The organism is Arthrobacter sp. MYb214 (assembly GCF_002979865.1).
GTDB lineage: Bacteria > Actinomycetota > Actinomycetes > Actinomycetales > Micrococcaceae > Glutamicibacter.
On record NZ_PCPZ01000005.1, the window covers coordinates 1 to 20,597 of the forward strand.

At 60.1% G+C, this 20,597-nt stretch carries 18 protein-coding genes and 1 riboswitch; of the genes, 10 read left to right on the forward strand and 8 right to left on the reverse strand.

Annotated elements, in window-relative coordinates; translation table 11 throughout:
* Both CQ012_RS12810 and CQ012_RS12815 read left to right on the forward strand, forming a co-directional pair.
* On the forward strand, positions 1-1,374 hold a 1,374-nt coding region (locus CQ012_RS12810; RefSeq protein WP_353616151.1), incomplete at its 5' end, for an acyl-CoA dehydrogenase family protein.
* 57 nt (positions 1,375-1,431) lie between these two features.
* Positions 1,432-2,835, forward strand: a complete 1,404-nt coding sequence (locus CQ012_RS12815) for an LLM class flavin-dependent oxidoreductase (RefSeq protein ID WP_105662385.1) — start codon at positions 1,432-1,434, stop codon at positions 2,833-2,835.
* An 80-nt stretch (positions 2,836-2,915) separates the two neighbouring features.
* Here CQ012_RS12815 and ggt read toward each other — a convergent pair whose 3' ends face one another.
* Together ggt and CQ012_RS12825 are read right to left on the reverse strand one after the other, a co-directional pair.
* On the reverse strand, positions 2,916-4,739 hold the full coding sequence (ggt, locus tag CQ012_RS12820) for a gamma-glutamyltransferase (RefSeq protein ID WP_105662386.1): 1,824 nt from the start codon (positions 4,737-4,739) through the stop codon (positions 2,916-2,918).
* A gap of 215 nt (positions 4,740-4,954) precedes the next feature.
* Complete coding sequence (locus CQ012_RS12825) at positions 4,955-5,818, reverse strand: NAD(P)H-binding protein (protein WP_105657959.1); 864 nt, start codon at positions 5,816-5,818, stop codon at positions 4,955-4,957.
* A 282-nt stretch (positions 5,819-6,100) separates the two neighbouring features.
* Positions 6,101-6,190, forward strand: a riboswitch (SAM riboswitch).
* Positions 6,191-6,273: 83 nt separating this feature from the next.
* Between CQ012_RS12825 and CQ012_RS12830 the strand changes: the two genes are divergently transcribed.
* The 8 genes from CQ012_RS12830 to CQ012_RS12865 all read left to right on the forward strand — a co-directional run bounded on the left by CQ012_RS12830 (position 6,274) and on the right by CQ012_RS12865 (position 12,741).
* Complete coding sequence (locus CQ012_RS12830) at positions 6,274-7,080, forward strand: methionine ABC transporter ATP-binding protein (RefSeq protein ID WP_286134248.1); 807 nt, start codon at positions 6,274-6,276, stop codon at positions 7,078-7,080.
* Between the two features lie 16 nt (positions 7,081-7,096).
* Positions 7,097-7,813 carry a methionine ABC transporter permease gene (locus tag CQ012_RS12835; RefSeq protein WP_105657960.1) on the forward strand — a complete coding sequence of 239 codons (717 nt, stop codon included), beginning with the start codon at positions 7,097-7,099 and terminating at the stop codon, positions 7,811-7,813.
* A gap of 43 nt (positions 7,814-7,856) precedes the next feature.
* Entirely contained in the window at positions 7,857-8,729 is an 873-nt protein-coding gene (locus tag CQ012_RS12840; protein ID WP_105657961.1) for a MetQ/NlpA family ABC transporter substrate-binding protein, read from the forward strand.
* A 94-nt stretch (positions 8,730-8,823) separates the two neighbouring features.
* Entirely contained in the window at positions 8,824-10,041 is a 1,218-nt protein-coding gene (locus CQ012_RS12845; RefSeq protein ID WP_105657962.1) for an acyl-CoA dehydrogenase family protein, read from the forward strand.
* Between the two features lie 2 nt (positions 10,042-10,043).
* Positions 10,044-11,462, forward strand: a complete 1,419-nt coding sequence (locus CQ012_RS12850) for an NtaA/DmoA family FMN-dependent monooxygenase (protein WP_105662387.1) — start codon at positions 10,044-10,046, stop codon at positions 11,460-11,462.
* Between the two features lie 104 nt (positions 11,463-11,566).
* Positions 11,567-11,983, forward strand: a complete 417-nt coding sequence (locus tag CQ012_RS12855; protein WP_105662509.1) for a CoA-binding protein — start codon at positions 11,567-11,569, stop codon at positions 11,981-11,983.
* 10 nt (positions 11,984-11,993) lie between these two features.
* The gene (locus CQ012_RS12860) at positions 11,994-12,413 is read left to right on the forward strand and encodes an MmcQ/YjbR family DNA-binding protein (protein WP_105657964.1); all 420 of its coding nucleotides are present in this window, start codon (positions 11,994-11,996) and stop codon (positions 12,411-12,413) included.
* A 4-nt stretch (positions 12,414-12,417) separates the two neighbouring features.
* Positions 12,418-12,741 carry a putative quinol monooxygenase gene (locus tag CQ012_RS12865; protein ID WP_105657965.1) on the forward strand — a complete coding sequence of 108 codons (324 nt, stop codon included), beginning with the start codon at positions 12,418-12,420 and terminating at the stop codon, positions 12,739-12,741.
* Positions 12,742-12,811: 70 nt separating this feature from the next.
* Here CQ012_RS12865 and CQ012_RS12870 read toward each other — a convergent pair whose 3' ends face one another.
* From CQ012_RS12870 to CQ012_RS12895, 6 genes are all read right to left on the reverse strand, one after another.
* Positions 12,812-14,845 (reverse strand): bifunctional metallophosphatase/5'-nucleotidase, encoded by a 2,034-nt coding sequence (locus CQ012_RS12870; RefSeq protein WP_105662388.1) that lies wholly within the window; start codon positions 14,843-14,845, stop codon positions 12,812-12,814.
* 175 nt (positions 14,846-15,020) lie between these two features.
* Positions 15,021-15,233, reverse strand: a complete 213-nt coding sequence (locus CQ012_RS12875; protein ID WP_105662389.1) for a hypothetical protein — start codon at positions 15,231-15,233, stop codon at positions 15,021-15,023.
* Positions 15,234-15,403: 170 nt separating this feature from the next.
* Positions 15,404-16,111 carry an HNH endonuclease family protein gene (locus tag CQ012_RS12880; protein WP_105657968.1) on the reverse strand — a complete coding sequence of 236 codons (708 nt, stop codon included), beginning with the start codon at positions 16,109-16,111 and terminating at the stop codon, positions 15,404-15,406.
* 142 nt (positions 16,112-16,253) lie between these two features.
* The gene (gene fepB / locus CQ012_RS12885; RefSeq protein ID WP_286134250.1) at positions 16,254-17,279 is read right to left on the reverse strand and encodes a Fe2+-enterobactin ABC transporter substrate-binding protein; all 1,026 of its coding nucleotides are present in this window, start codon (positions 17,277-17,279) and stop codon (positions 16,254-16,256) included.
* A 154-nt stretch (positions 17,280-17,433) separates the two neighbouring features.
* Positions 17,434-19,200 carry a lipase family protein gene (locus CQ012_RS12890; protein WP_181149077.1) on the reverse strand — a complete coding sequence of 589 codons (1,767 nt, stop codon included), beginning with the start codon at positions 19,198-19,200 and terminating at the stop codon, positions 17,434-17,436.
* 112 nt (positions 19,201-19,312) lie between these two features.
* A complete protein-coding gene (locus tag CQ012_RS12895) occupies positions 19,313-20,506 on the reverse strand; it encodes a siderophore-interacting protein (RefSeq protein ID WP_105657971.1) in 1,194 nt (397 codons plus the stop codon).
* Between the last annotated feature and the right edge of the window lie 91 nt (positions 20,507-20,597).

Below are 20,597 nucleotides of genomic sequence, written 5' to 3' on the forward strand. Positions count from 1 at the left end.
CGGTGCTACCGCCAGGACCGATGGAAAGAATTGAGAACCCTGATGCCTATTGGTGAATCGCACAATGCCCTCGGACTGGACTTCAACCAGCTCAGTGACCCTTCGCAGGCCACCGCAATGGACCTGGACAAGTTTGAAGAACAGTTGCCGACTAGGCAATTGCTGAAAATTACCCCCGGACCAAGTGCGGATGAGCAATACGACCGGCTGGCGGAAATCTTCCGTCCCGTTTTTGCGCAGATCGCCGCAACCGCCAAGGACCGCGACTTGAACCGCGTGCTTCCTTTCGAGCAGGTAGGCCTGCTGAATCGCGAGCGCTTCGGTGCGCTGCGCCTTTCCGTTGCCGACGGGGGCTACGGCGCACGGCTGGTGGATGTCTTCCGCCTGCTCATCGAGCTGTCCGAGGCGGACTCCCACGTTGGCCAGCTGTGGCGTGCGCATATCGCATTCGTCGAGAACGTCTTGGCGCTGGACGACGAAGAGCTGCGCAAGAAGTGGGTCGCTCGCATCGCTGCCGGGCAGATTATTGGCAACGCCTACACCGAACGCGGTGGCAACGCCCTGGGCACCTTGAACACCAAGGCCAGCACCGTGGACGGGCGCTGGGTGATCGACGGTGAAAAGTACTACTGCACCGGCACCATTTTTGCCGACTGGACCACCGTTGCCGTGGCCCACCCGGAGCTCGCCGGCCGCCAGATCGCCGTGGTCTCCACCCAGCGCAGCGGCGTCAAGATCCTCGACGACTGGGATGGGTTCGGCCAGGGCCTCACCGGAACCGGCACCACCGAATTCCACCAGGTCCCGGTGGATTGCTTCATGCCGCAGCAGACCAATGACTCCGAAGCGGCGATCTTCCAGCTGGTTCTCATGGCCGTGCAGGCGGGCATCGCCCGCGCCGCATTGAACGACCTGCGTCACGCGGTGCAGGCGCGCACCCGCATCTTCACCACTGGAACCGGGGTGCCGGTATACCAGGAACCCCAGGTCCTCCAGCTGGTGGGCGAAGTTTCCGCGGAGTCCTTCGCTGCCGACTCCGTGGTGATCGGCGCAGTCCTTGAAGTTGAAGCCGCCCTGGGCGATCCGGGACTGAACGACGAGGAACGCTACGCCGTATGCGAGCTGGCCGCCAACCGCGCGCAAACCGTGGTGCAGCCACTGGCCATCGGCGTGACCAGCAAGCTCTTCGACGCACTGGGAGCCTCTTCCACCAGAAGCGGCTGCAACCTGGACCGGCATTGGCGCAATGCGCGCACCATCGCCACCCATAACCCGGCGATCTACAAGGCGCGCATCGTCGGGGACTACGAGATCAACGGGGTCCAGCCGCAGCGGCTGTCCGTCACCGGCGAAGATTCGACCCAGCGGGCCTGAGGGCCTGCGACGCACACCAGCAACTTTCCACGATTACCAACCTATGGGGGCAAAGCCATGAGCGAGAACAAGCGCGAGATCCTATTCAACGCATTCGACATGAACTGCGTGGTGCACCAGTCGCCGGGCCTGTGGCGCCATCCGCAGGACAAGGCCTCGACCTACAACACCCTGGGCTACTGGACGCACCTGGCCAAGGTGCTGGAAAAGGGGAAGTTCGACGGACTGTTCCTCGCCGACGTGCTGGGCACCTACGACGTGTACAAGGGCACCAACGTCACCCCGCTGGGCTCCGGCGCCCAGGCACCGGTCAACGACCCGATGATGCTGGTTTCCGCCATGGCCGCCGTGACCGAGAACCTCGGCTTCGGCGTCACCGCGGGCACCGCCTATGAGCACCCGTACGCTTTCGCCCGCCGCCTGGCCACCCTGGACCACCTGACCAACGGCCGCGTGGGCTGGAACGTCGTCACCGGCTACCTGCCATCGGCGGCCCGCAATATGGGCCAGGAAGACCAGATGGAGCACGACGAGCGCTACAACCACGCCGATGAGTACCTCGAGGTGGTCTACAAGCTGCTCGAAGGCTCGTGGGAAGACGACGCGGTGCAGAATGACAAGGCCACCGGCGTCTACACCGACCCGGCCAAGGTGCACCCGATCGAGCACGAAGGCAAGTACTTCAAGGTTCCGGGCATCGCCATCACCGAGCCGTCCACCCAGCGCACCCCGGTGATCTACCAGGCCGGCGCCTCCAAGCGCGGCACCGAGTTCGCCGCGTCGAACGCCGAAGCGATCTTCGTCAATTGCCCCACCCGCGACCTGCTGAAGGAAGCGGTCAGCAAGATCCGTGACGCTGCCGAGGCCGCCGGGCGTGGCCGCTACGACATCAAGGTCTTCGCCATGCAGACCATCATTACCGCCGAAACCACCGAACTGGCCCAGGCGAAGTTCCAGGACTACAGCTCCTACGTGGATATCGAGGGGTCGCTGGCACTGCTGTCCGGCTGGACCGGCATCGACATGTCCGTCTACGGCCCCGACGATGTCATCGGCGACGACGTGAAGTCCAACGCCATCCAGTCCTCGGTGGAAACCTTCAAGAAGGCCAGCGGCGATACCGGCAAGCCGTGGACCATCCGCCAGCTGGCCGAATGGATCGGCGTGGGCGGATTCGGCCCGGTCTCCGTCGGTTCCGGCGCCGAGGTAGCCGAGAAGCTCATCGACTGGGTGGAGTACACCGACGTGGACGGCTTCAACCTCGCCTATGCTGTCACTCCGGGCACCTTCGAGGACATCGTCGAGTACGTGGTTCCCGAGCTGCAGGCGCGCGGGGTCTACAAGACCGAATACGCCGAGGGCTCGCTGCGCCACAAGCTGTTCGGCGAGGGAGACCGCGTGAAGGACACCCACCGCGCAGCCCAGTACAAGATCGCCAACCGGATGGCTGCGCAGGCCTAGACGCATAGCCTGATAGCGCAGCAAATGGCGGCCCCGGCAACTTCGGAAGAAGTCGCCGGGGCCGCCATCTGCCTGCGGGCCTATTCGGTTGGCTTCAGCACCATGGCTGAACCGCCGCCGCGCCTCGTGGGCTCGGCCGCTGCGGTGAGCGTGCCATCGGCAGCGATTTCCACCGCTTCAACCGCTCCGATTTCCGCCTGCGGAGTGAAGGAATCGCCAGCTGGCGTGAGCTTGTGGCCGAAGGCTTCGAGCGCGGAACCGTGGGCTTCGATAAACTCCGGTTCCGCGGTGACAGCGGCCGTATTGCGCTGGGAAGCACGCGGAGCGGCGATGGCTTCGCTGATGCTCATGCCCAGGTCGATGCGGTTCACCAGGGTCTGCAGAACCGTGGTGATGATGGTTGAACCGCCGGGGGAACCGATGGCCAGCACCGGATCGCCGTCCTGCAAGACAATGGTTGGAGCCATCGAGGAACGTGGGCGCTTGCCAGGTTCAATGCGGTTCGGATCCTGCGGGTCGTACACCGTGGAGAAATCGGTCAGCTCGTTGTTCAGCAAGAATCCGCGATCGGGAACCACCATGCCCGAGCCACCGGTCTGTTCGATGGTCAAAGTGTAGGAAACGGCATTGCCCCAACGATCCACGACCGACAAATGGGTGGTGGAGATGTTTTCCGTATCCTGCTCTTCTACCGGTTCGCTGGTGGCAGCGGGGCATTGGCCATCATAGTTTTCAAGGTCGCCCGGAGCGACCGGCTTCGTTGCAGCCTGCTCCGGATCAATGGCGCAAGCACGATCCGTACCGAATAATTTGTCCGTCAGCGTCTGGGTCGGGACGTTGGTGAAAGCGGGGTCGCCGACGTACTTGCCGCGATCAGCGTAGGCGAGCGCAGTTGCCTCGAAATAATGATGCAAGGCATCGGGTGCTTCCATAGCTGGCAAATCGAACTCGCCCAGAATGTTCAGCGATTCGCCGATGGTCGTTCCGCCACTGGACGAAGGAGCCATGCCGAAGACGTCATAGCCCCGGTAGTCCACCTTAGTTGGTGCCTGCTCCACCACTTCGTAGCCGGCCAGGTCGGCAGTGCCCAGCTGCCCTGCGGGAACCGGGAGGGCGGTGTCTTCGCTCTTTGGCGGAGCCTGCACCGTTAGGGCGATTTCGGCAGCCAATTCGCCCTCATAGAATCCCTGGAGGCCTTGCTTGGCCAGCATCCGGTAGGTGTGTGCGAGATCCGGATTCTTGAAAATGCTCCCGACTTCCGGGGCATCTCCGCCGGGCAAGAACAATTCGCTCGTGGAGGTGAACGCGGCGAATCGTTCCTTGTTATCCAGGGTCTGTTCACGGAACGTCTCATCAATGACAAAGCCGCGTGAAGCGATCTGGGTCGCCGGCCGCAGAACCTGTTTCAGGTTCTGCGAACCCCAATTATCCAGTGCGCGCTGCCACGTGGCCAAGGTCCCGGGCACGCCCACGGACACGCCACTGGTGACCAGTTCCGGGGTGAAGTTATACGGCTCGCCGGTTTCAGGATCGATGAATGCATCATGCGCAATGCCTGCCGGTGCGGTTTCGCGGCCGTCGATGGTGCTGACCTTGCCCGACTTCGCATCGTAGTAGAGGAAGTATCCGCCACCGCCAATGCCTGCGCTATATGGTTCGGTGACGCCGAGTGCTGCTGCGGTTGCCACGGCCGCATCGACGGCGTTGCCTCCCTTGCGCAGGACTTCGATGCCGGCAGCGGTGGCCTCCGGGTCTACCGAAGAGACAGCGCCACCAGTTCCGACAGCAGTCGGGTCCTTCTGGGTGTGTCGTGGTTCCGCGCTCGCCGGGAAGGCCGAGAAAGCTCCCAGGCACAAGGCGAGGGCTGCCGCGCAGGCAACTGACCTTAAACGTGCTCGTGACATACTTTGATCTCCTCTGGAGGTGGGGATGAAGTATGCCCAAAATTACGGGAGCGGGAACTCGCCGCACGGTTGTGACACGCGGCACTATGGGTTTGCGCGGCAATTTCGCCCTGGTCGCACAAATATTCTTGGTTATGACGCTTTGAAGCAGCGGGCAGGCACCACGGCCTCGATCGCCGCGAATGCCTGCCCGCTGGAAACCGATTGCGAATGGGCTACTTGTTCAGGTTGTCCTTGATGACTTTGCCCAAGGAGGCTGGGGTCCGGCCGATCAGCTTGGCCAGCTCCCCGGAGTTCACCTCCAGCGCTCCTTCGCGAATGCGCACGTCGGTATCGACGAGGATATGCGCGAATGGTCCGGGGACTCCAGCATCAGCGTAGATCTTTTCCAGCTGTTCGGGATCCATTTCCTGGTAGGCGATGTCCTGGCCGGCGGCAGCGCCAACAGCGCCAGCAAGCTGGGCGAGGGTGAATGGCTTGTCGCTGCCCAGCTCGTAGATCCTGCCGTTCTGGTCCTCATCGGATAGCAGCACGGCCGCAGCGGCATCCGCATAATCGGCACGGGCGGCAGCGCTGATTTTGCCCTCGCCCGCGGCACCGAGCACCATGCCGCTGTTGAGGTAGCCCATCAGCTGGTCGGTGTAGTTCTCGATGTACCACCCATTGCGCAACAGCACGTAGTCGATGCCGGATCCGGCAAGCAGGCGCTCGGTAGCGATGTGCTCGTCGGCGAGCTTCATGCCGCCGGTCAGGGCGTTGGCAATGGAGGTGTAGGCGATCAGCGGGACATCCACGTGCCTGGCGGCGCTGATGACGTTCTCATGCTGGGCAACGCGCTGGCCCACCTCGCTGGCCGAAATCAGCAGCAGCTTATCTACGCCTTCGAGTGCGGACACCAGAGTTGGCTGGGCGTTGTAATCGGCAACGCGGGTTTCCAAGCCCTTGCCCGCCAGCGGTTCCAGCTTCTGCTCGGAGCGGCCAATGGCAACCAGATCAGCTGCATTCGCCCCACGAGCCAGCAATGCGTCGATGACTAGATTTCCAAGCTGTCCGGTGGCACCGGTAATTGCGATCTTCATGAGGTCCTCTCGTTGGTCTGCAATCCACTACAACCATCGAAGGCATCGCCGAATTCCCCACCCATGATTGCTGGGGGCAAGCCAGCGAGCGGGGCAGAACTCCAAAGGTTCCGTCATAGAAGGGAAAAGTAGCGAAATATGTCAGATTGCTACGTGGATTATTGCGTGATTTCAGCGTGGATCCGTCCGGACTATGACTTGATGACGCCGATTGAAGTAACGTTTGCCGGCCTGCGGGCGTGGACTCCAGACTTGAATTGTTCGGCTCGTACAACCGAACGCACACCATCCAGAGCGACTGAGAGATCTGGCTCAACGACGTCGCAGCAACCACCCGAGAGGGAGCGGTGCTACAGCCAGAACCGATGGAGTACTTTCACTTCGCGACGGAAAATCTGTGGAACGCAGATGATTTTCGCGAAGTGCGCTCCGCATAACCAAGCACCAAGGGAGCGATGATGATTCGTCTTGAAAACGTAACGACCGCCTTCGGCAAGGGCCAAGATCAATTCACGGCCGTCAAGGATGTCTCGCTGGAAATCCAGGCCGGAACCATCCATGGAATTATCGGATTTTCCGGTGCGGGAAAGTCAACGCTATTGCGCAATATCAATTTGCTGCAGCGTCCCACGTCGGGCCAGGTCATCGTGGATGGCGTCGAACTGACCGGGCTCAGTGAAGGAGACCTGCGAAAGCAGCGTCATGAGATCGGGATGATCTTCCAGCACTTCAACCTGCTGAACAATCGCACCGCGCAACAGAACGTCGAGCTGAATCTGAAGTTCGCTGGTGTTCCGAAAAAGCAACGCCGTGAACGTGCGCTGGAAGCGCTGTCCATAGTGGACCTCGCTGACAAGGCTGCCGCCTATCCAGGACAGCTTTCGGGCGGCCAGAAACAGCGCATCGCCATTGCCCGCGCGCTGGTCACCGAGCCCAAGGTCCTGCTGTGCGATGAGCCAACCAGTGCCGTGGATCCTAGAACGACAACGTCGGTGCTGCAATACCTCAGTGACATCAACGCCAGCCTTGGCATCACCACAGTCATCGTCACCCACGAGATGAACGTTATTAAGGCCATTGCCGACAAGGTTTCGGTCATGGAAGACGGAGCGGTAGTTGAAGAGTTCGCCCTGAGTTCGTTGCGAGAACCAGGCTTTGAACCAGTGACGCCAATCGGCCGCTACCTGATCAGTGACGAACTCACGCTTAACCGCCAGCCAAAGCAGGACCAAGCCGTCGCTGCCACCGTAGCCCGCGTATAGAGAACCTGGATTACCAATGAATTTCACGTCAGTAGTGCTAGCCACGAGCAACGGCAACGCAGCAGCTTTCAGTTTTGACCGCATCATCGAACTTGCCCCGGAAATCTGGGTCGCCATGGCGCAGACCTTTGCGATGCTGCTGGTTTCCATCCCGATCGCGATTCTCCTGGGAACCCCGCTGGGCATTTGGCTTTACTCGATGTCTCCCAACGGTTTGCGCCCACGTCCGCGACTGCACCGAATCGTTGACGGGCTGGTCAATACAATCCGTTCCTTCCCATTCCTCATCCTGCTGATCGCCATCATCCCGTTCACCCGATTCGTTGTGGGAACTACCATTGGCACCGCGGCGGTTATCGTTCCGCTGACCATCAACGCGATCCCCTATTTCGCCCGGTTCGTGGAGCAGAACATCAGCCAACTTGGCAATGGCGTTGTCGAAGCAGCGCAGGCCATGGGCGCCACACGGGGACAGATCATCCGTGAAGTGCTGCTGATCGAAGCCAAGCCTGCACTGCTGTCTTCCATCACCATCATGACCGTCAGCTTCATCTCGTATTCGGCCATGGCCGGACTGGTCGGCGGAGGCGGTATCGGCGACTTCGCAATCCGCTACGGCTACTACCGCTATGAAACCGGAGTCATGCTGCTAGCCATCGTGTTGATGATCCTGCTGGTGCATGCAGTTCAGTTCGTCGGAACTCGGCTATCGCGCGCCGCTGACAAGCGCTAAACACAAAACCCGCTCAACTCGCATTTCAGCAAAGGACAACACCATGGCATTCTCTCGCCGCACCTTCTTAACTTTCACCGCCGGCTCCGCCGCACTCCTCGCGCTGGCTTCTTGCGGCCTGGCAGGTGGACAGGCCGCCGGCACCGGTGACAAGACCATCAAGGTTATTGTCACCGAATCGGCCCCATCGCAGGAACCAACCAAAATCGCACAGAAGCTGCTGGCCGAAAAGGGCTGGACTCTGGAGGCTACCTATGTCACCGACATCGTGCAGCCGAACCACGTGGTGTCCAATGGCGAATACGATGCCAACTTCTTCCAGCACGGCGCTTACCTGGAACAGTTCAAGAAGGATCAGAACGTCGACGTGGAGCCGGCCTTCTACATGTACAGCTCGCCTGCCGGCGTGTACTCGAAGAAATACGACGACATCAAGGACCTGCCCAACGGTGCGACCATCGCACTGCCTGTGGATACCGCCAACAACGGACGCGCGCTGGCCCTGTTGGATAAGGCCGGTGTCCTGAAGGTAGCTGAGGGCAAGAGCGTGATTCACTTGTCGCAGAACGACATCCTGGAGAACCCCAAGGGCTTCAAGTTCGTTGAGGTAGATCAGCAGTCGCTCTCAAAGACCCTGCCTGACGTGGATGCCGGGTTCCTTTTCGCCCGGCTCGGCGCCGAGATCGGACTGAACCCGAAGGACGCACTGCTCTTTGAAGAGGAAGAAGAAGCGCTCCCGTACATCAACATCATCGGCGCAAAGCCAGGGTTTACGGACACCGAAAAGGGCAAGGCGCTGGAAGAGGCCTACCACTCCGATGAGGTGCGCGAATGGTACGCGAGCTACCTCGACGGTGCGTTGGGCACTCCTTGGGACCGCGATCTCGAAGCGGACTTCGCCACCTGGAATAAGTAGGCCCTTGGCCCCACGACGCTGAACTTCGGCGTTGTGGGGCTCCACATTTTCCGACTCCTTTACTCAAAGTATCGACGTTCTGCAGGGAGAACCCATGACGATGATCGCCGCGCCCGCAATCGAAAGCCGCTACCAGGAACTTCTGGAGCGATTCCAAGCGGTCTTTGCCAGAATTGCTGAAGGAAGCTGTGAACGCGAGCAGCAGCGCATCCTGCCGTTCGAGCAGGTGCAGTGGCTCAAGGATGCCGGTTTCACCACGCTGCGTGTGCCAGAAAGCCATGGCGGTTCGCCTATCAGCCACGAGCATCTGTTCCGCTTGCTGATCGAGCTGGCCGCGGCGGACTCGAATGTAGCGCACCTGCTGCGCAGCCACTTCTCCTTCGTCGAAACCATCTCCCTGCAGCCGGCAGAGTTCCAGGACCGCTGGTTCCCGCGGGTGCTTGCCGGGGAAATCTTCGGCAACGCCGCGACCGAGCGTGGCGGCAATGCCCTTGGCACCACCAATACCAAGCTGGTCCAGACCGGGCAAGGCTGGGTGCTGCGCGGCGAGAAGTACTACACCACTGGCTCGATCTTCGCCGATTGGGTAGTGGTCATGGCGACCACCGACGGGATTGAGGGGCGCCAATACGCCATCGTCGATCGCCATGCCGAGGGCGTGGAGATCCTTGACGACTGGGATGGCTTCGGCCAGCCGCTGACCGGTACCGGCACCGCGATATTCACTGACGTTGCGGTGGAAGAAGCCAATATCATTCAGCGCAAGATAGCTTCCACCCTCGAACCTGCCTTCTTCCAGCTGTGCCTGCTCGCCGTACTGGCAGGTATCGGCAAGGGGGCCCGCAATGCCGCAGCAGGCATCGTTGCCAACCGCACGCGAACCTTCAACACCGGCTCCGGCGCGCTGTTCAAGGATGACGCGCAGATCCAGGAACTTGTCGGCCGTTTGGCGGCCAATGTCTTCGCTGCAGAGAGCATCGTGGTCACCGCAGCCCGGGAACTGGATTCGGCGCTCGACGAGGATCTGGGCTTGGACCCGCAAGCGGCCTACCTGCGCGCAGAGCTTGCCGTCCAGCAAGCCCACGTGGCCACGCCGAAGCTGGTCCTGGACGCCACCAGCGAGCTCTTCGACGTCACCGGGGCCTCGGCGATTTCGACCTCCAAGTCGCTGGACCGCTTCTGGCGCAATGCCCGCACGGTGGCCACCCACAATCCGGTGGCCTTCAAGGCACGCTCGGTGGGGGACTACTTCATCAACGGCACCATTCCTACTGGTTTGAACTCGATCGGCGAAGCAAAGGCAGGAAAATAATCATGGGTACTTTCAACGAACGCCCGCGCTTGCTGCTTTCGGCCTTCTTGATGAACACCTCCAGCCACATCCTTGGCGGAATGTGGCGCCACCCCGAAGCGCAGCAGCATCGGTTCCATGAACTGGGCCTATGGGTTGACCTGGCCAAGAAGCTGGAAGAGGCAAAGTTCGATTCGCTGTTCTTCGCTGACGTGGTTGGCCTTTACGGCGAGCATGAGGGTGGTTGGGCATCGCACGTACGAAAGGGACTGCAGGTCCCCAGCCATGATCCGCTGGTCCTGCTTTCGGCATTGGCCGCCAGCACCAAGGACATCGGCCTGGCGATGACCAGCTCGGTCATCCAATCCCATCCATTCCAGTTTGCCCGGCAGATCTCCACCCTGGATCATCTCTCGCAGGGGCGTGTGGCCTGGAATATCGTCACCAGCGTACTGGAAAATGCGCACCGCAATTTCGGCGGGAAAGAACTGGTCGGGCATGATGACCGCTACGGTTGGGCCGAAGAATACGTGGACGCCGCCTACAAGCTGTGGGAGGGCTCCTGGGAAGAGGATGCCTTGCTGGCCGACAAGATTTCCGGAATCTACGCAGATCCGGCCAAGGTCAACAAAATCAACCACCGCGGCGACTACTACTCCATTGACGGTCCGCACCTGGCACTGCCAAGTGCCCAGCGCACCCCGTTCCTGTTCCAGGCGGGTTCGTCGGCACGCGGTTCGCAGTTCGCGGCCACTCACGCCGAGGCGACCTTCCTCTTTGCCCCGCACGCACAGTACGTGGCGAAGAAGAATGCCCAGCTGATCGAGCACCTGGCTGCTGCCGGACGCGGCCGCGATGACATCAAGGTCTTTGCCGGCTTGTCCTTCCTCGTTGGTTCCACCGAAGCTGAAGCCAAGGCATTGGAAGCTGAATACGACGAGTACCTGGACTTGGACGCCATCATCGCGCACATCGGCGGCGGTATCGGAGTGGATCTGGGCGGACTGGACCTGGATACCCCGATCGGCCAGATCCAGACCGAGGGTGCGCAGGGAGTACTTGAAGCAGCCCGGGCTTCGGTGCCCGGCGGCAATCCGACCCTGCGCGACTTGGCCTACTACCGCGCCAAGGCACAGCAGATTTCGGGGACCCCGGAACAAATTGTCAATGAGCTCGAACGCTGGCAGGATGCTGGTATCGATGGCCTGAACGTGATGAATCATGTTCTTCCCGGCTCCTACGACAACTTCATTGACGGAGTGCTGCCCGAACTGCGCCGCCGTGGCCTGGCCCAAAGTGGATATGCAGAGGGCAGCCTGCGCCAGAAGGTCTTTGGCCGTGGCGATTACCTGCCCGCGCATCATCCGGCGGCGAAGCACCGCGGGGCGTTCTCGCAGAACAGCGCGGCAGCCACTGGGAAAGCGGTTCAGCTGCAGCAGTGAATTCCGAACGCTTGGAAGGCCAGCGGTGTGAGCGGTTCCTGCCAATTGGACGTACTTCAGTACCTGGACGCCAAAAGTGCCAGCAACGCGGTATGGTGTCGTGCATGGACACGCAGCACGTAAATAATTCGGCAACAATCCGCAGGCTGTTGAGCACGCCTGGACGCTGGGCGGTTGTCGGGCTGACCAACAACCCAGCTCGCGTAGCTCCGTCCATCGCCCGTTTCCTGCGTGATGAACTGTCGATGCAGATTATTCCCGTGTCGTTAGGCGCGGAAATTGTAATGGGCGAACCGGGCTTCGCGAAGCTTGCTGGCATTCCAGGCCCCATTGACGTGGTGGATTGCTTCGTGAACTCTTCCAAGGTGGGAGACATCGTTGACCAAGCCATTGCCGTAGGAGCGCAGGCGGTGTGGTTGCAGCTGGGCGTCATTGACGAAGCTGCCGCCCGACGGGCCAAGGATGCGGGACTGGACGTAGTAATGGATACCTGCCCCAAGATCGAGTACCCATTTCGCTAGTGAGGCATTGATGGCAACAACAGCTGGGCAAGAAGAATTGGAAAATGCGTGGGCGCAGCTGTGCCTGCGCATGCCGTGCGCTTACGCCGATTACCCCTTCGGCCCTGACAGCACCGTATTCAAGGTGGCGGGCAGTGATCCGGGCAAAGGCAAAATATTTGGGCTGCTCATGCACCTGCAAGGCGAATTAGTGCTGAACCTGAAATGCGAACCGGCTCTGGCAGACCAGCAGCGCAGCGAGCATCCGCAGATCACCGCGGGCTATCACATGAATAAGAAGCACTGGAATTCGGTTCGTGCAGGACTCGACCCGCAACTGATGGGCGAGCTCATCGAGGATTCATACGATTTAGTGGTCGACGGCATGCCCCAAAGGGATAAAGAATACATTCGTTTGCAAGGCGCAATTAACAAGGGAACCCTAGACTAGAGACATGTACTTCATCGTTGTTAAATACCAAGTAAAGCCAGAATCCACCCCGAACTTCATGGGCCATGTCGCTGAATTCACCGCGGCAACCCGCGCCGAAGAGGGCAACATCTTCTTCGATTGGTCCGTGAGCGTCGAAGACCCCAACGAATTCGTCCTGGTTGAGGCCTTCCGCGATGACGAAGCCGCGGCAAACCACGTGAACTCCGCCCACTTCGCAGCCGGTCTTGAGTCCATGCGACCACACCTGGTCTCCACCCCGAAGATCGTTTCCCGCAAGGTAGACGGCGAAGGCTGGGATTCCATGGGCGAACTGGTCATCGACTAAGTTATTGGGACAAAGGCAAAGGGAAGAACCTCTTGGTTCTTCCCTTTGCCTTTATCTTTGCCCTTGGGCTCTAGCGTCCGGCCTTGTTGCCGAAGCGGCGTATCAGTACCAAGGCGATGCCTGCCAGGACAACGACACCGGCGACGATGCCGATCCAGCTGGTGCCGAATCCGGTAGCAGCTAGGTCTTCGGAGTCCCGGTTCTGGGAATCATCCTTCTGCTCATCCTTAGGCTCGCCAGACGAGTCAGGGGACCGGGTCGCGTCCCCAGTTGGCTCTGGCGAACTGGTAGGTTCTTCGGTCGCGTCGTCGGTTGCATCCTCAGATGGTTCCGGCGAATCAGTTGGATCCCCGGTTGGCTCATCCGAAGGATCCGGCGACTGCGTTGGCGCAACAGGCTCTTGCAGGACCGCGCGGCCCAGCGGAGCCGGCTCAACAACGTCATGTGCCTTGAAGTAGTTCACGGTGGCGTCCAAATCGATCTGGCCGGAGTCAGCATGATCGGTGCCGGCGGCAAACGCGGCGAAGTTATCGCCACCGGTAGCCAGGAATGCATTGGCTGCGACACGGAAGGTTGCTTCCTCGTCCAGTGGCTCGCCCTTGAAGGTGATGTCCTTGATGTGCTCGCCCTGGGCAGCGTCCTCGACGTAGGTGTAGGCGAGACCCTCGGAAATACCCAGATGCAGCTTGTTGCGTTCCGATCCTGCAGGCTGCCACTGCTGCTCCAAGGCCTCGCGGATCTGCGCCCCGGTGAGGTTGAAAGTGATCAGGGTGTTGGCGAATGGCTGGACCTCGGCTGCGGCCTTGTAGGACACTGTGCCATCTTGGCCGTAGAGCAGGTCGGCACGCAGGCCGCCTGGGTTCATGAATGCGATCTCGGCTGGTTCGCTGGCGAAATCCTCATTAGAGGTAGCCCATAGGTGGATGTCGGCTACGGTGTTGCCCAGGGTGGATTCAACGCCTCGGTCCTGGCCGGGTTCTTCTCCACCACGAAGGATGTCTTCAGAGATGGCGCCGATCTTCACGCTGCCGACCACTTCAGCTTCCGCTTCAGCGGCGCTAACGATTTCTGCGACCTCGGCATTGGCATCAAAGTTGCCCACCCATTCGCCGTCAGCGCCCTCGGTTGCCAAGGCGATGCGCTCGGTAGCGGCCTCGGTGACTTCGCCAGTCTCAGGATCTACCTGCAAGGAAACCTTGCCCAAAGTGGTGCCGTACTGGTGGGACTGGATCACCGGGCGGCCCGCGATTTCGCAGTCGTAGGACTGGTGGGTGTGGCCCGAGAAGATCGCGTCGATCTCGTTGCTGGCCTCGCGAACGAGCTCGCCATAGGCGCTGTCTTCTTCGGCAATATCTGCGCACTGATCGCCAGCGGAACCGTTGTGGGTCAGCAGCACCACTACATCTGCCTCGCCGTTCGCTTCATCGCCATCGGAGAGCTGCTCAGCTACACGGTTCGCTGCTTCCAGTTCGCTGCCGAAATCCAGGTCGGCGATGCCAGCTGGGGAAACCAGTGAAGGCATGTCTTCGGTAACGGTGCCAATGAAGCCCACGGAAATACCGGAGATCTCGCGGATCGCGTATTCCTGGAGGGCAGGAGCCGTGGTGCCCTTTTCATAGACATTGGCGCCCAGTGCGAAGTCTGCGCCGTTGACACCGCTGGAATCGGCGTAGCTGTCGATGACGCGTCCGGTCAGGTCCGCGAATCCCTTGTCGAACTCGTGGTTGCCTACTGCCGAGACATCCAGGCCGCCAGCACCCAGGGCAGCGATGGTTGGTTCGTCATCCTGCGAGGCGGAAGCGAAGGTTGAGGCGCCGATGTTATCGCCGGCGGAGACGAATAGGGTGTTTTCGTTTTCTGCACGCATTCCATCTACAGCACCGGACAGCACAGCAGCGCCGGCAGAGCTTCTGTCAGCAGAAATGCGGCCATGGAAGTCATTGATGCCAACTAGATCAATGGTGACGGCTTCAGTACCCGCAGCTGGCGACAGGGAAGCACTCTGCGTGGATGTAGCCTGAGCTGTTGCGGCACCGGTGGCGGCCAGCGAAATCGTTGCCAGCGAAGCGAGACCGAGTTTTCTTATCTGCCTGAATGCAGGCATGGGTACTCCTAAAAGTGACGAGTGTGACAAGACATATGTCTATCGCATCTGAATGAACCTGTCGATGCTTTGGCGTTAAATTTAGGTGCAGAAGTACAAGTACTGTCGGTTATTCAACAGAAGCAACCTCCCAGCCATAGGCCAAGAGGTTGCTTCTGATTAGAGGAGTATGCAGTTATTGCTGACGCTTATGCCGCGGGTCACCTGCGGTGACGGTGGAAGTTCCAAGGATCGCACTCAGCAGCAGCATGGCTGCTCCAATGAACATGAGGGTGGAGACGACCCAGCAGGCAGTGGCTGCCTCGCGCTGCGTGGTGGTCAGTGCAAAACTGAAGATGCACACGCTGGAAACCAGTAGGAGGACTCCGGGGATTCGTCTCTTCATCATGCGCCCTTGCAGTAGAGGATCAGGCCAAGCCATCGCAGAACATAATCGCTAACGTGTTGAATAATATCCATTTTGCCACAAGTCCATCGATTTGACGATAAGCCTTAAGGTGGATGTTTCCGTGCGATGCCCTGCGTACGGCTATGAGGCCCGGCGAAGCTGCCTGACTGCTAGATGCAGGATTTGAGGATGTTCCCGATCGCGGTGTGCTCTGCCGTGGTCATCCAAACGTCGTATTTGGCTTTTACCTGGGTCTGCCGCGAGACGTAAGTGCAACGGAAGCTCTTGTTTGGTGGCAACCATGATGCCGCGTCCTTGTCGCCTTTGGAAGCATTAGTGGGGCCATCGGAAGCCAGCAGGTTCAGCGGGTCATTGGCAAATTCCAAGCGGGTCTCGGCATCCCAGCGCTGCGCGCCCTTTTGCCAGGAATCGGACAGGGCGACAACATGGTCGATTTGCACGGAGGTGCTGGTGCCTTGGCCGCGCTTGAATTCGATGGTCTTGCCCGTGTAGGGATCATCGAACGTTCCGCTCAATACAACGCAGGGTCGCGTGGCCGGTTTATATGTCACGTCCACCAAATCGCGCGAGAGGATGTCGTTGCGCGCATCGCATCCATTGCGGTCCGGATCTTTCCATCCCTTGCCGAATTCCGCTCTGTCGTAGCCGGTTTTTGGTGCGCGGCCTTTGACCGTAACTTCATTGAGCAGTTCAAGGGATTCTGCGTAGATATCACGTTGTTCTGCGGTGCTTGGCGTCGGTGCGGCTTGGGCATCAGGAAGGGGCGGGAACTCAATGGTCTCCAATGAAGAGCACGAGCTCAGAGCCAGGGTGGACAGGAGGGCGAACAAAGATAAGGTGCGACGCAGCGAACGCATGCGGTAGTACTACTCCTAAGGTGGCTGGTGCTTGAGCTAGAAGATGCTCTGACTTGAACTATAGGCAGTGGAGCGGACCATTTAGCCGTCCATGATCCGTGTTGTGGCGTGAGGTCGGATGTACCGGCTTCAAGGAATGCTGCTACTCGAGCTCAGAAGAGCCCAGACCTGGAAAATCGTGTTCGAAATAGTCCAAGATCTTCTGGGTTGCGTAGTAGTCCAGAAGGTGGGCAGTGGTGAGCGGGAAGACGCTGCCGCTCTGCACCGATGGCAGCTGGGCTAGTGATTCATCCGAGGTAAATGCCGTGGTCGCTTTCTTGTTTGCGGCCAAGAGGAAGGTGGCATCTCCAGTGAGCGTTGCTGGCAGATCCCTGTAGCTGACGAAACTGAAATCTTCCCTTGGCTGTGTGGAAGTGTCGAACTTCTTTGGCGTGGATACCACCGTGAAGCCGAGTCCTCTGAACAGCTGCGCATGCGGCCCGGTGGTTTTAGCGATCGGGGATATGCCATGGGCTGCGTAGGAAATGATTGAAGCCGTGGTTCCGGATGGGATTGCCAGCATGCTTCTCAGTGCTGAAACCCGTTCGTTAATGGCTGCAGAGTTCTGCTGTGCTCGTTCTTCGGTACCAGTGGCTTCCCCGAGCAACTTTGAAAGTTCGTTCCAGTCCTTATCTGCGTAGTCCACGACAATGGTTGGTGCAATCTTCCTCAGCGCACCTACGTTGTCGACTTCGGAGTCTGCTCCTGTTGCCGCCACGATGATGAGGTCGGGTTTCTGGTCCTCGATTTCTTCCAGATCGAACTTCCCGATCTCGTAGAGCGGATCAACTTTGCGGTCCGAGGCAACATCAGCCCAATGCTTGAAGAAACCGTCGCCATCGGTATCAGGCCCCGCCGGCGCCGTTGCGCTGGCAATGACCGGCGCGTCCAGGGCCAGCAGTGAACCCGTGAGTCCTACCGAGGTCGAGACGATACGTTCAGGTTTTGCCGGGATCCGTATGGGGTCATGCATTGAATCAGTCAAGGTGCGTGGCCAATGCCCGGCTTCAAATGCCGCGGTGCCCGCATCTCTCCCTTGCTCGTCAGGTAACGCCGCGCAAGAGCCAAGGGAAAAGGCCAAGATGCCAAGGCACAAGGCAACTGCGATTCGGGACAAGCTGGGACGCACTAGGATTCTCCTGGGCCGACGGCCAGAAAATGGCTAGGCGGCATTGAACGGCAATGAATTACTGGAAGTCTTTCCGAACCTATTTTATGTTCCACAGACACGGGCCCGTGCGCTGATACAAGAACAAAAGGAATCAGAGTGGCATCGCAAACGGTTATTTCCTGCACAGGGTGGAGCCTTCAGGGAAAGCTGGCTTCCCCTCAAGCAGCGAGTGGGTGAAGGCGACAAGATCTTCATTGAGTGCCGAGTCTGCCCCGACGAGCGGCATGTGGTCCAGTCCGGAGTACTCGAGGTAACCAATCTGGGCATCCGGGGTGCAAGAACTTCTGAAGAACTCGCGCTGCATCGAGGGCAAGACCAATGAATCAGCAGCGCCCTGGGCAATGAACGCCGGGTAGCCCGCCGGAACGATGGACGAATTGCGTTTCAGCACCGAGTGCAGCTGGCCGTCGAGAGCCTCGGAACTGAGAATCGGTTCGAAGAGCTGGCTGGCCTGGGCCAACCCGGTCAGCGCGCCCGTACCGGAAAAGCAATTCTGGGATAGCTGGTTTACCGCCATGCGAGAACGGGTCGTCAACCGCTCGTCGATGCCCAGATCCGGATACAGCTGGTTCCAGCTGGCGGCAATGTAGCTGGAAATGATTTTTCCCGCCGCGGTATCAGCAACCGACTCGGCCAATTCCGGAAGGTTGGTTGCCGGGGCCATGGCGGCGATGCCGAGAATCTCCAGGTTCGGAGCGTAGTCCCCGGCGGCTTCAGCCGTAGCCAGAGCCGCATGCCCGCCCTGGGAATGGCCCCACACTACGCTGGACTGTCCTAGCCGGACTCCTCGTGAATGCAGGTCTTGCAGCTGACCTGCAGCAAGAGTCGCGTCAAGCACCGCGTACGCCTCGGCAGCCGGAATCAAATAGGGATGAGGGCCGGCGGTGCCCAAGCCGACGTAATCGGTAGCGACTACTGCCCATCCGCCAGCCAACATGGTTTCACGGGCAGCAGCTGGACCATCATCATAAGGATTCGGTCCCATGGACAGCGCGCACTGGGACATGACGCCCTTGGTCCCATTGGCCCATGAGATGACAGGTAGGGTTCCCGTGGCGGACTCGGCCACGGTCACCACGCCCGAAGCTATTGCAGGAGAGCCATCGTGACCTTGCGTCGTATACAGAATTCGCCAGGCGAGAGTGTTCGGCGGAGTGCTCTTGGCCAGCGGTTCCGCGCGCAGCAACTGGCCATGGGCAGCAGGAACGCTAGCTGGCGGCAAATAGAAATCATCCGCGGCGGCCGTATCGCTTTGGCTATGCAGAAAAGCGGTGATCGTTCCGAGCGCGAGCACGGCGACGAGGCCAATGGCGCTCAATCCTGTCAGGCTAGCGCTACGCGCAGTGCGGAGCCAGCCAGGAATTGCCGGAAGGCGAGGCCGGAGAAAAGACCACAAGCAGTGGACTCCCAAAAGGAATAACCAGCCGCCGAAAGCGACGCCGAGCACCCACAAGGAAAGCCTGGGCCAAAACATCACCAGAGCCGCGCCAAAGACACCGGCAAGTGCTGTGAGAGCGCCGCGGAAGGGATACTGCCGCTGCCCGCGGAGCACCGCTGCCAGTCTGAGCACTCCGCCCAGGAGAAGAACCAGTGAAGTCGCCAAAGCCAGGACCGGCAAGCTGGCGCGATGCCAGAGCGGGAGGGCGACCCCGCTGAGCACCAGCAGGCCGCCCGAAAGCATCACTGGCCAGCGGCGAACGGAGTCCTGTTGAGCCTCGGCAAGGCGCACCAGGCCCGCAATCAACAGGCCAGCGCCCAGCAGCCAAATGATCAGCCGGACCGCGCTCGCCGAGTTGAGCATCAGGACGAGTCCGAGGGCAATCAGCAAAACACCGCCGAGAAAGCGCGCGAAATTGCTGGTGCTATCGGGCTGAGCCATGGACACTCCTCGGATAACCAGTGCGGATGCGATGCTTCCAAGGTTATCCGGAGTTAAAGAGCTTGTCCCTGTGCGTGCCGTTGTGATGCTGCGGATCACTCTGATCCAGCTTTTAGCGGCGTAATCTCCCCTCGCGCAGGGTCCAGTAAGAGGAAATGTGGGAGGAACGCTTGTCGAGGTGCCAGTGCCGCGCAACTTGGCTGATCTCTTTAACCGTGGAACGCTCGGCATGAGCGATTAGCCCAAGCCGCAGAGGGGGCAGCGGCAAGGAACGGAGCTCATCGGCCAGCAGTGAGCTGCGGCCCGCCGGAACGCCGTCACGCGGCAGCCAGCGTAAATCAACGCCTGGAGGATGTTTCACGTCAAACATTGCGTTCTGATCGGCAACTTCGAGCAACGCTAGACCGCGCGCATCCGAGGGCAATGCTTCGAGGGCTTTGCAGATCGCCGGGATGCCTGCTTCATCCGCGGCCAGCACGTAGTAGTCGGCATTCAGCGACAATGATGACTTGCTCCGTGAGGGGGAAATAACCAGTGGGTCCCCGGGCTGCGCTGTCCCGGCCCAATGGCCAACAGTCCCAGGCTCCCCATGAACTACGAAGTCGATCGCAATTTCCGGCACAACCGCGTTGATCCAACGTATCGTGTACGACTTGGAACGCGGAACCTGGTCGCGGGGCAGGCGCTGCCGCAAGGCGCGCAGATCATAGGGAGGCTCTAATCCGAGGGCGGGGTCAGCGGCAAAGACTTTCACGTATTCATCAATCGCCCCGTTGGAACGGTAGCCATCCAGATCGGGGGCGCCAGCGATGATGCGCACCATCTGGTCGTTCAGCTGTTCTACCCGGGTGATGGTCAGAATGTGCTGATCCACCTTTTCCCTTGACGGATCCAGATATCCCAAGGCGGGGGTGTGCTGGGCCAAGGGCTCCTCGTAGGTTTCCGAGTAGCTGCGCGTCTGCGCAGGAGCAAATGGCTGCGGGGCAAGCTGCTGCGCGGGCCCCTGCGCCGTTGAGTGGTGGTAGTGCTTGAACGAGGTGCGCAGTGTCTTATCCAGGACTTTGCGTGCCGCGGTGAGTGCCGCCGCGGCGCCGGCACGTTCGGCAGCGGCCAGCAATTCGTCGGTTTCCTGCTCGTTGAGCACAGAGCTGTTGCCGATGTTCCGGTACAGCTGCTCTTTGGCCATCGCGTATCCTGCCTTTGCCCCGGCCTTTTCGGCCTGAGCGAGGATTTCCAGGGTGAGCCCTTCCCTTGGCGTCACCGTGTACTGCGGACCGTAGCTCTTGTACTTGTGGTGCTTAGACATGGTGTGCCCCTAACCCGGCCGGTGTGGGCACCAGCCTGTATGCCTGAGTATGGGGTATATCCGGCGTGGAAAACAAGTAATTTCAAGCTGG

Excerpts from the sequence above, each read along its gene's own strand:
- CQ012_RS12815 (WP_105662385.1), top strand. The coding sequence starts at position 1,432 with ATGAGCGAGAACAAGCGCGAGATCCTATTCAACGCATTCGACATGAAC.
- ggt (WP_105662386.1), bottom strand. The coding sequence starts at position 4,739 with ATGTCACGAGCACGTTTAAGGTCAGTTGCCTGCGCGGCAGCCCTCGCC.
- CQ012_RS12825 (WP_105657959.1), bottom strand. The coding sequence starts at position 5,818 with ATGAAGATCGCAATTACCGGTGCCACCGGACAGCTTGGAAATCTAGTC.
- CQ012_RS12830 (WP_286134248.1), top strand. The coding sequence starts at position 6,274 with ATGATGATTCGTCTTGAAAACGTAACGACCGCCTTCGGCAAGGGCCAA.
- CQ012_RS12835 (WP_105657960.1), top strand. The coding sequence starts at position 7,097 with ATGAATTTCACGTCAGTAGTGCTAGCCACGAGCAACGGCAACGCAGCA.
- CQ012_RS12840 (WP_105657961.1), top strand. The coding sequence starts at position 7,857 with ATGGCATTCTCTCGCCGCACCTTCTTAACTTTCACCGCCGGCTCCGCC.
- CQ012_RS12845 (WP_105657962.1), top strand. The coding sequence starts at position 8,824 with ATGACGATGATCGCCGCGCCCGCAATCGAAAGCCGCTACCAGGAACTT.
- CQ012_RS12850 (WP_105662387.1), top strand. The coding sequence starts at position 10,044 with ATGGGTACTTTCAACGAACGCCCGCGCTTGCTGCTTTCGGCCTTCTTG.
- CQ012_RS12855 (WP_105662509.1), top strand. The coding sequence starts at position 11,567 with ATGGACACGCAGCACGTAAATAATTCGGCAACAATCCGCAGGCTGTTG.
- CQ012_RS12860 (WP_105657964.1), top strand. The coding sequence starts at position 11,994 with ATGGCAACAACAGCTGGGCAAGAAGAATTGGAAAATGCGTGGGCGCAG.
- CQ012_RS12865 (WP_105657965.1), top strand. The coding sequence starts at position 12,418 with ATGTACTTCATCGTTGTTAAATACCAAGTAAAGCCAGAATCCACCCCG.
- CQ012_RS12870 (WP_105662388.1), bottom strand. The coding sequence starts at position 14,845 with ATGCCTGCATTCAGGCAGATAAGAAAACTCGGTCTCGCTTCGCTGGCA.
- CQ012_RS12875 (WP_105662389.1), bottom strand. The coding sequence starts at position 15,233 with ATGATGAAGAGACGAATCCCCGGAGTCCTCCTACTGGTTTCCAGCGTG.
- CQ012_RS12880 (WP_105657968.1), bottom strand. The coding sequence starts at position 16,111 with ATGCGTTCGCTGCGTCGCACCTTATCTTTGTTCGCCCTCCTGTCCACC.
- CQ012_RS12890 (WP_181149077.1), bottom strand. The coding sequence starts at position 19,200 with ATGGCTCAGCCCGATAGCACCAGCAATTTCGCGCGCTTTCTCGGCGGT.
- CQ012_RS12895 (WP_105657971.1), bottom strand. The coding sequence starts at position 20,506 with ATGTCTAAGCACCACAAGTACAAGAGCTACGGTCCGCAGTACACGGTG.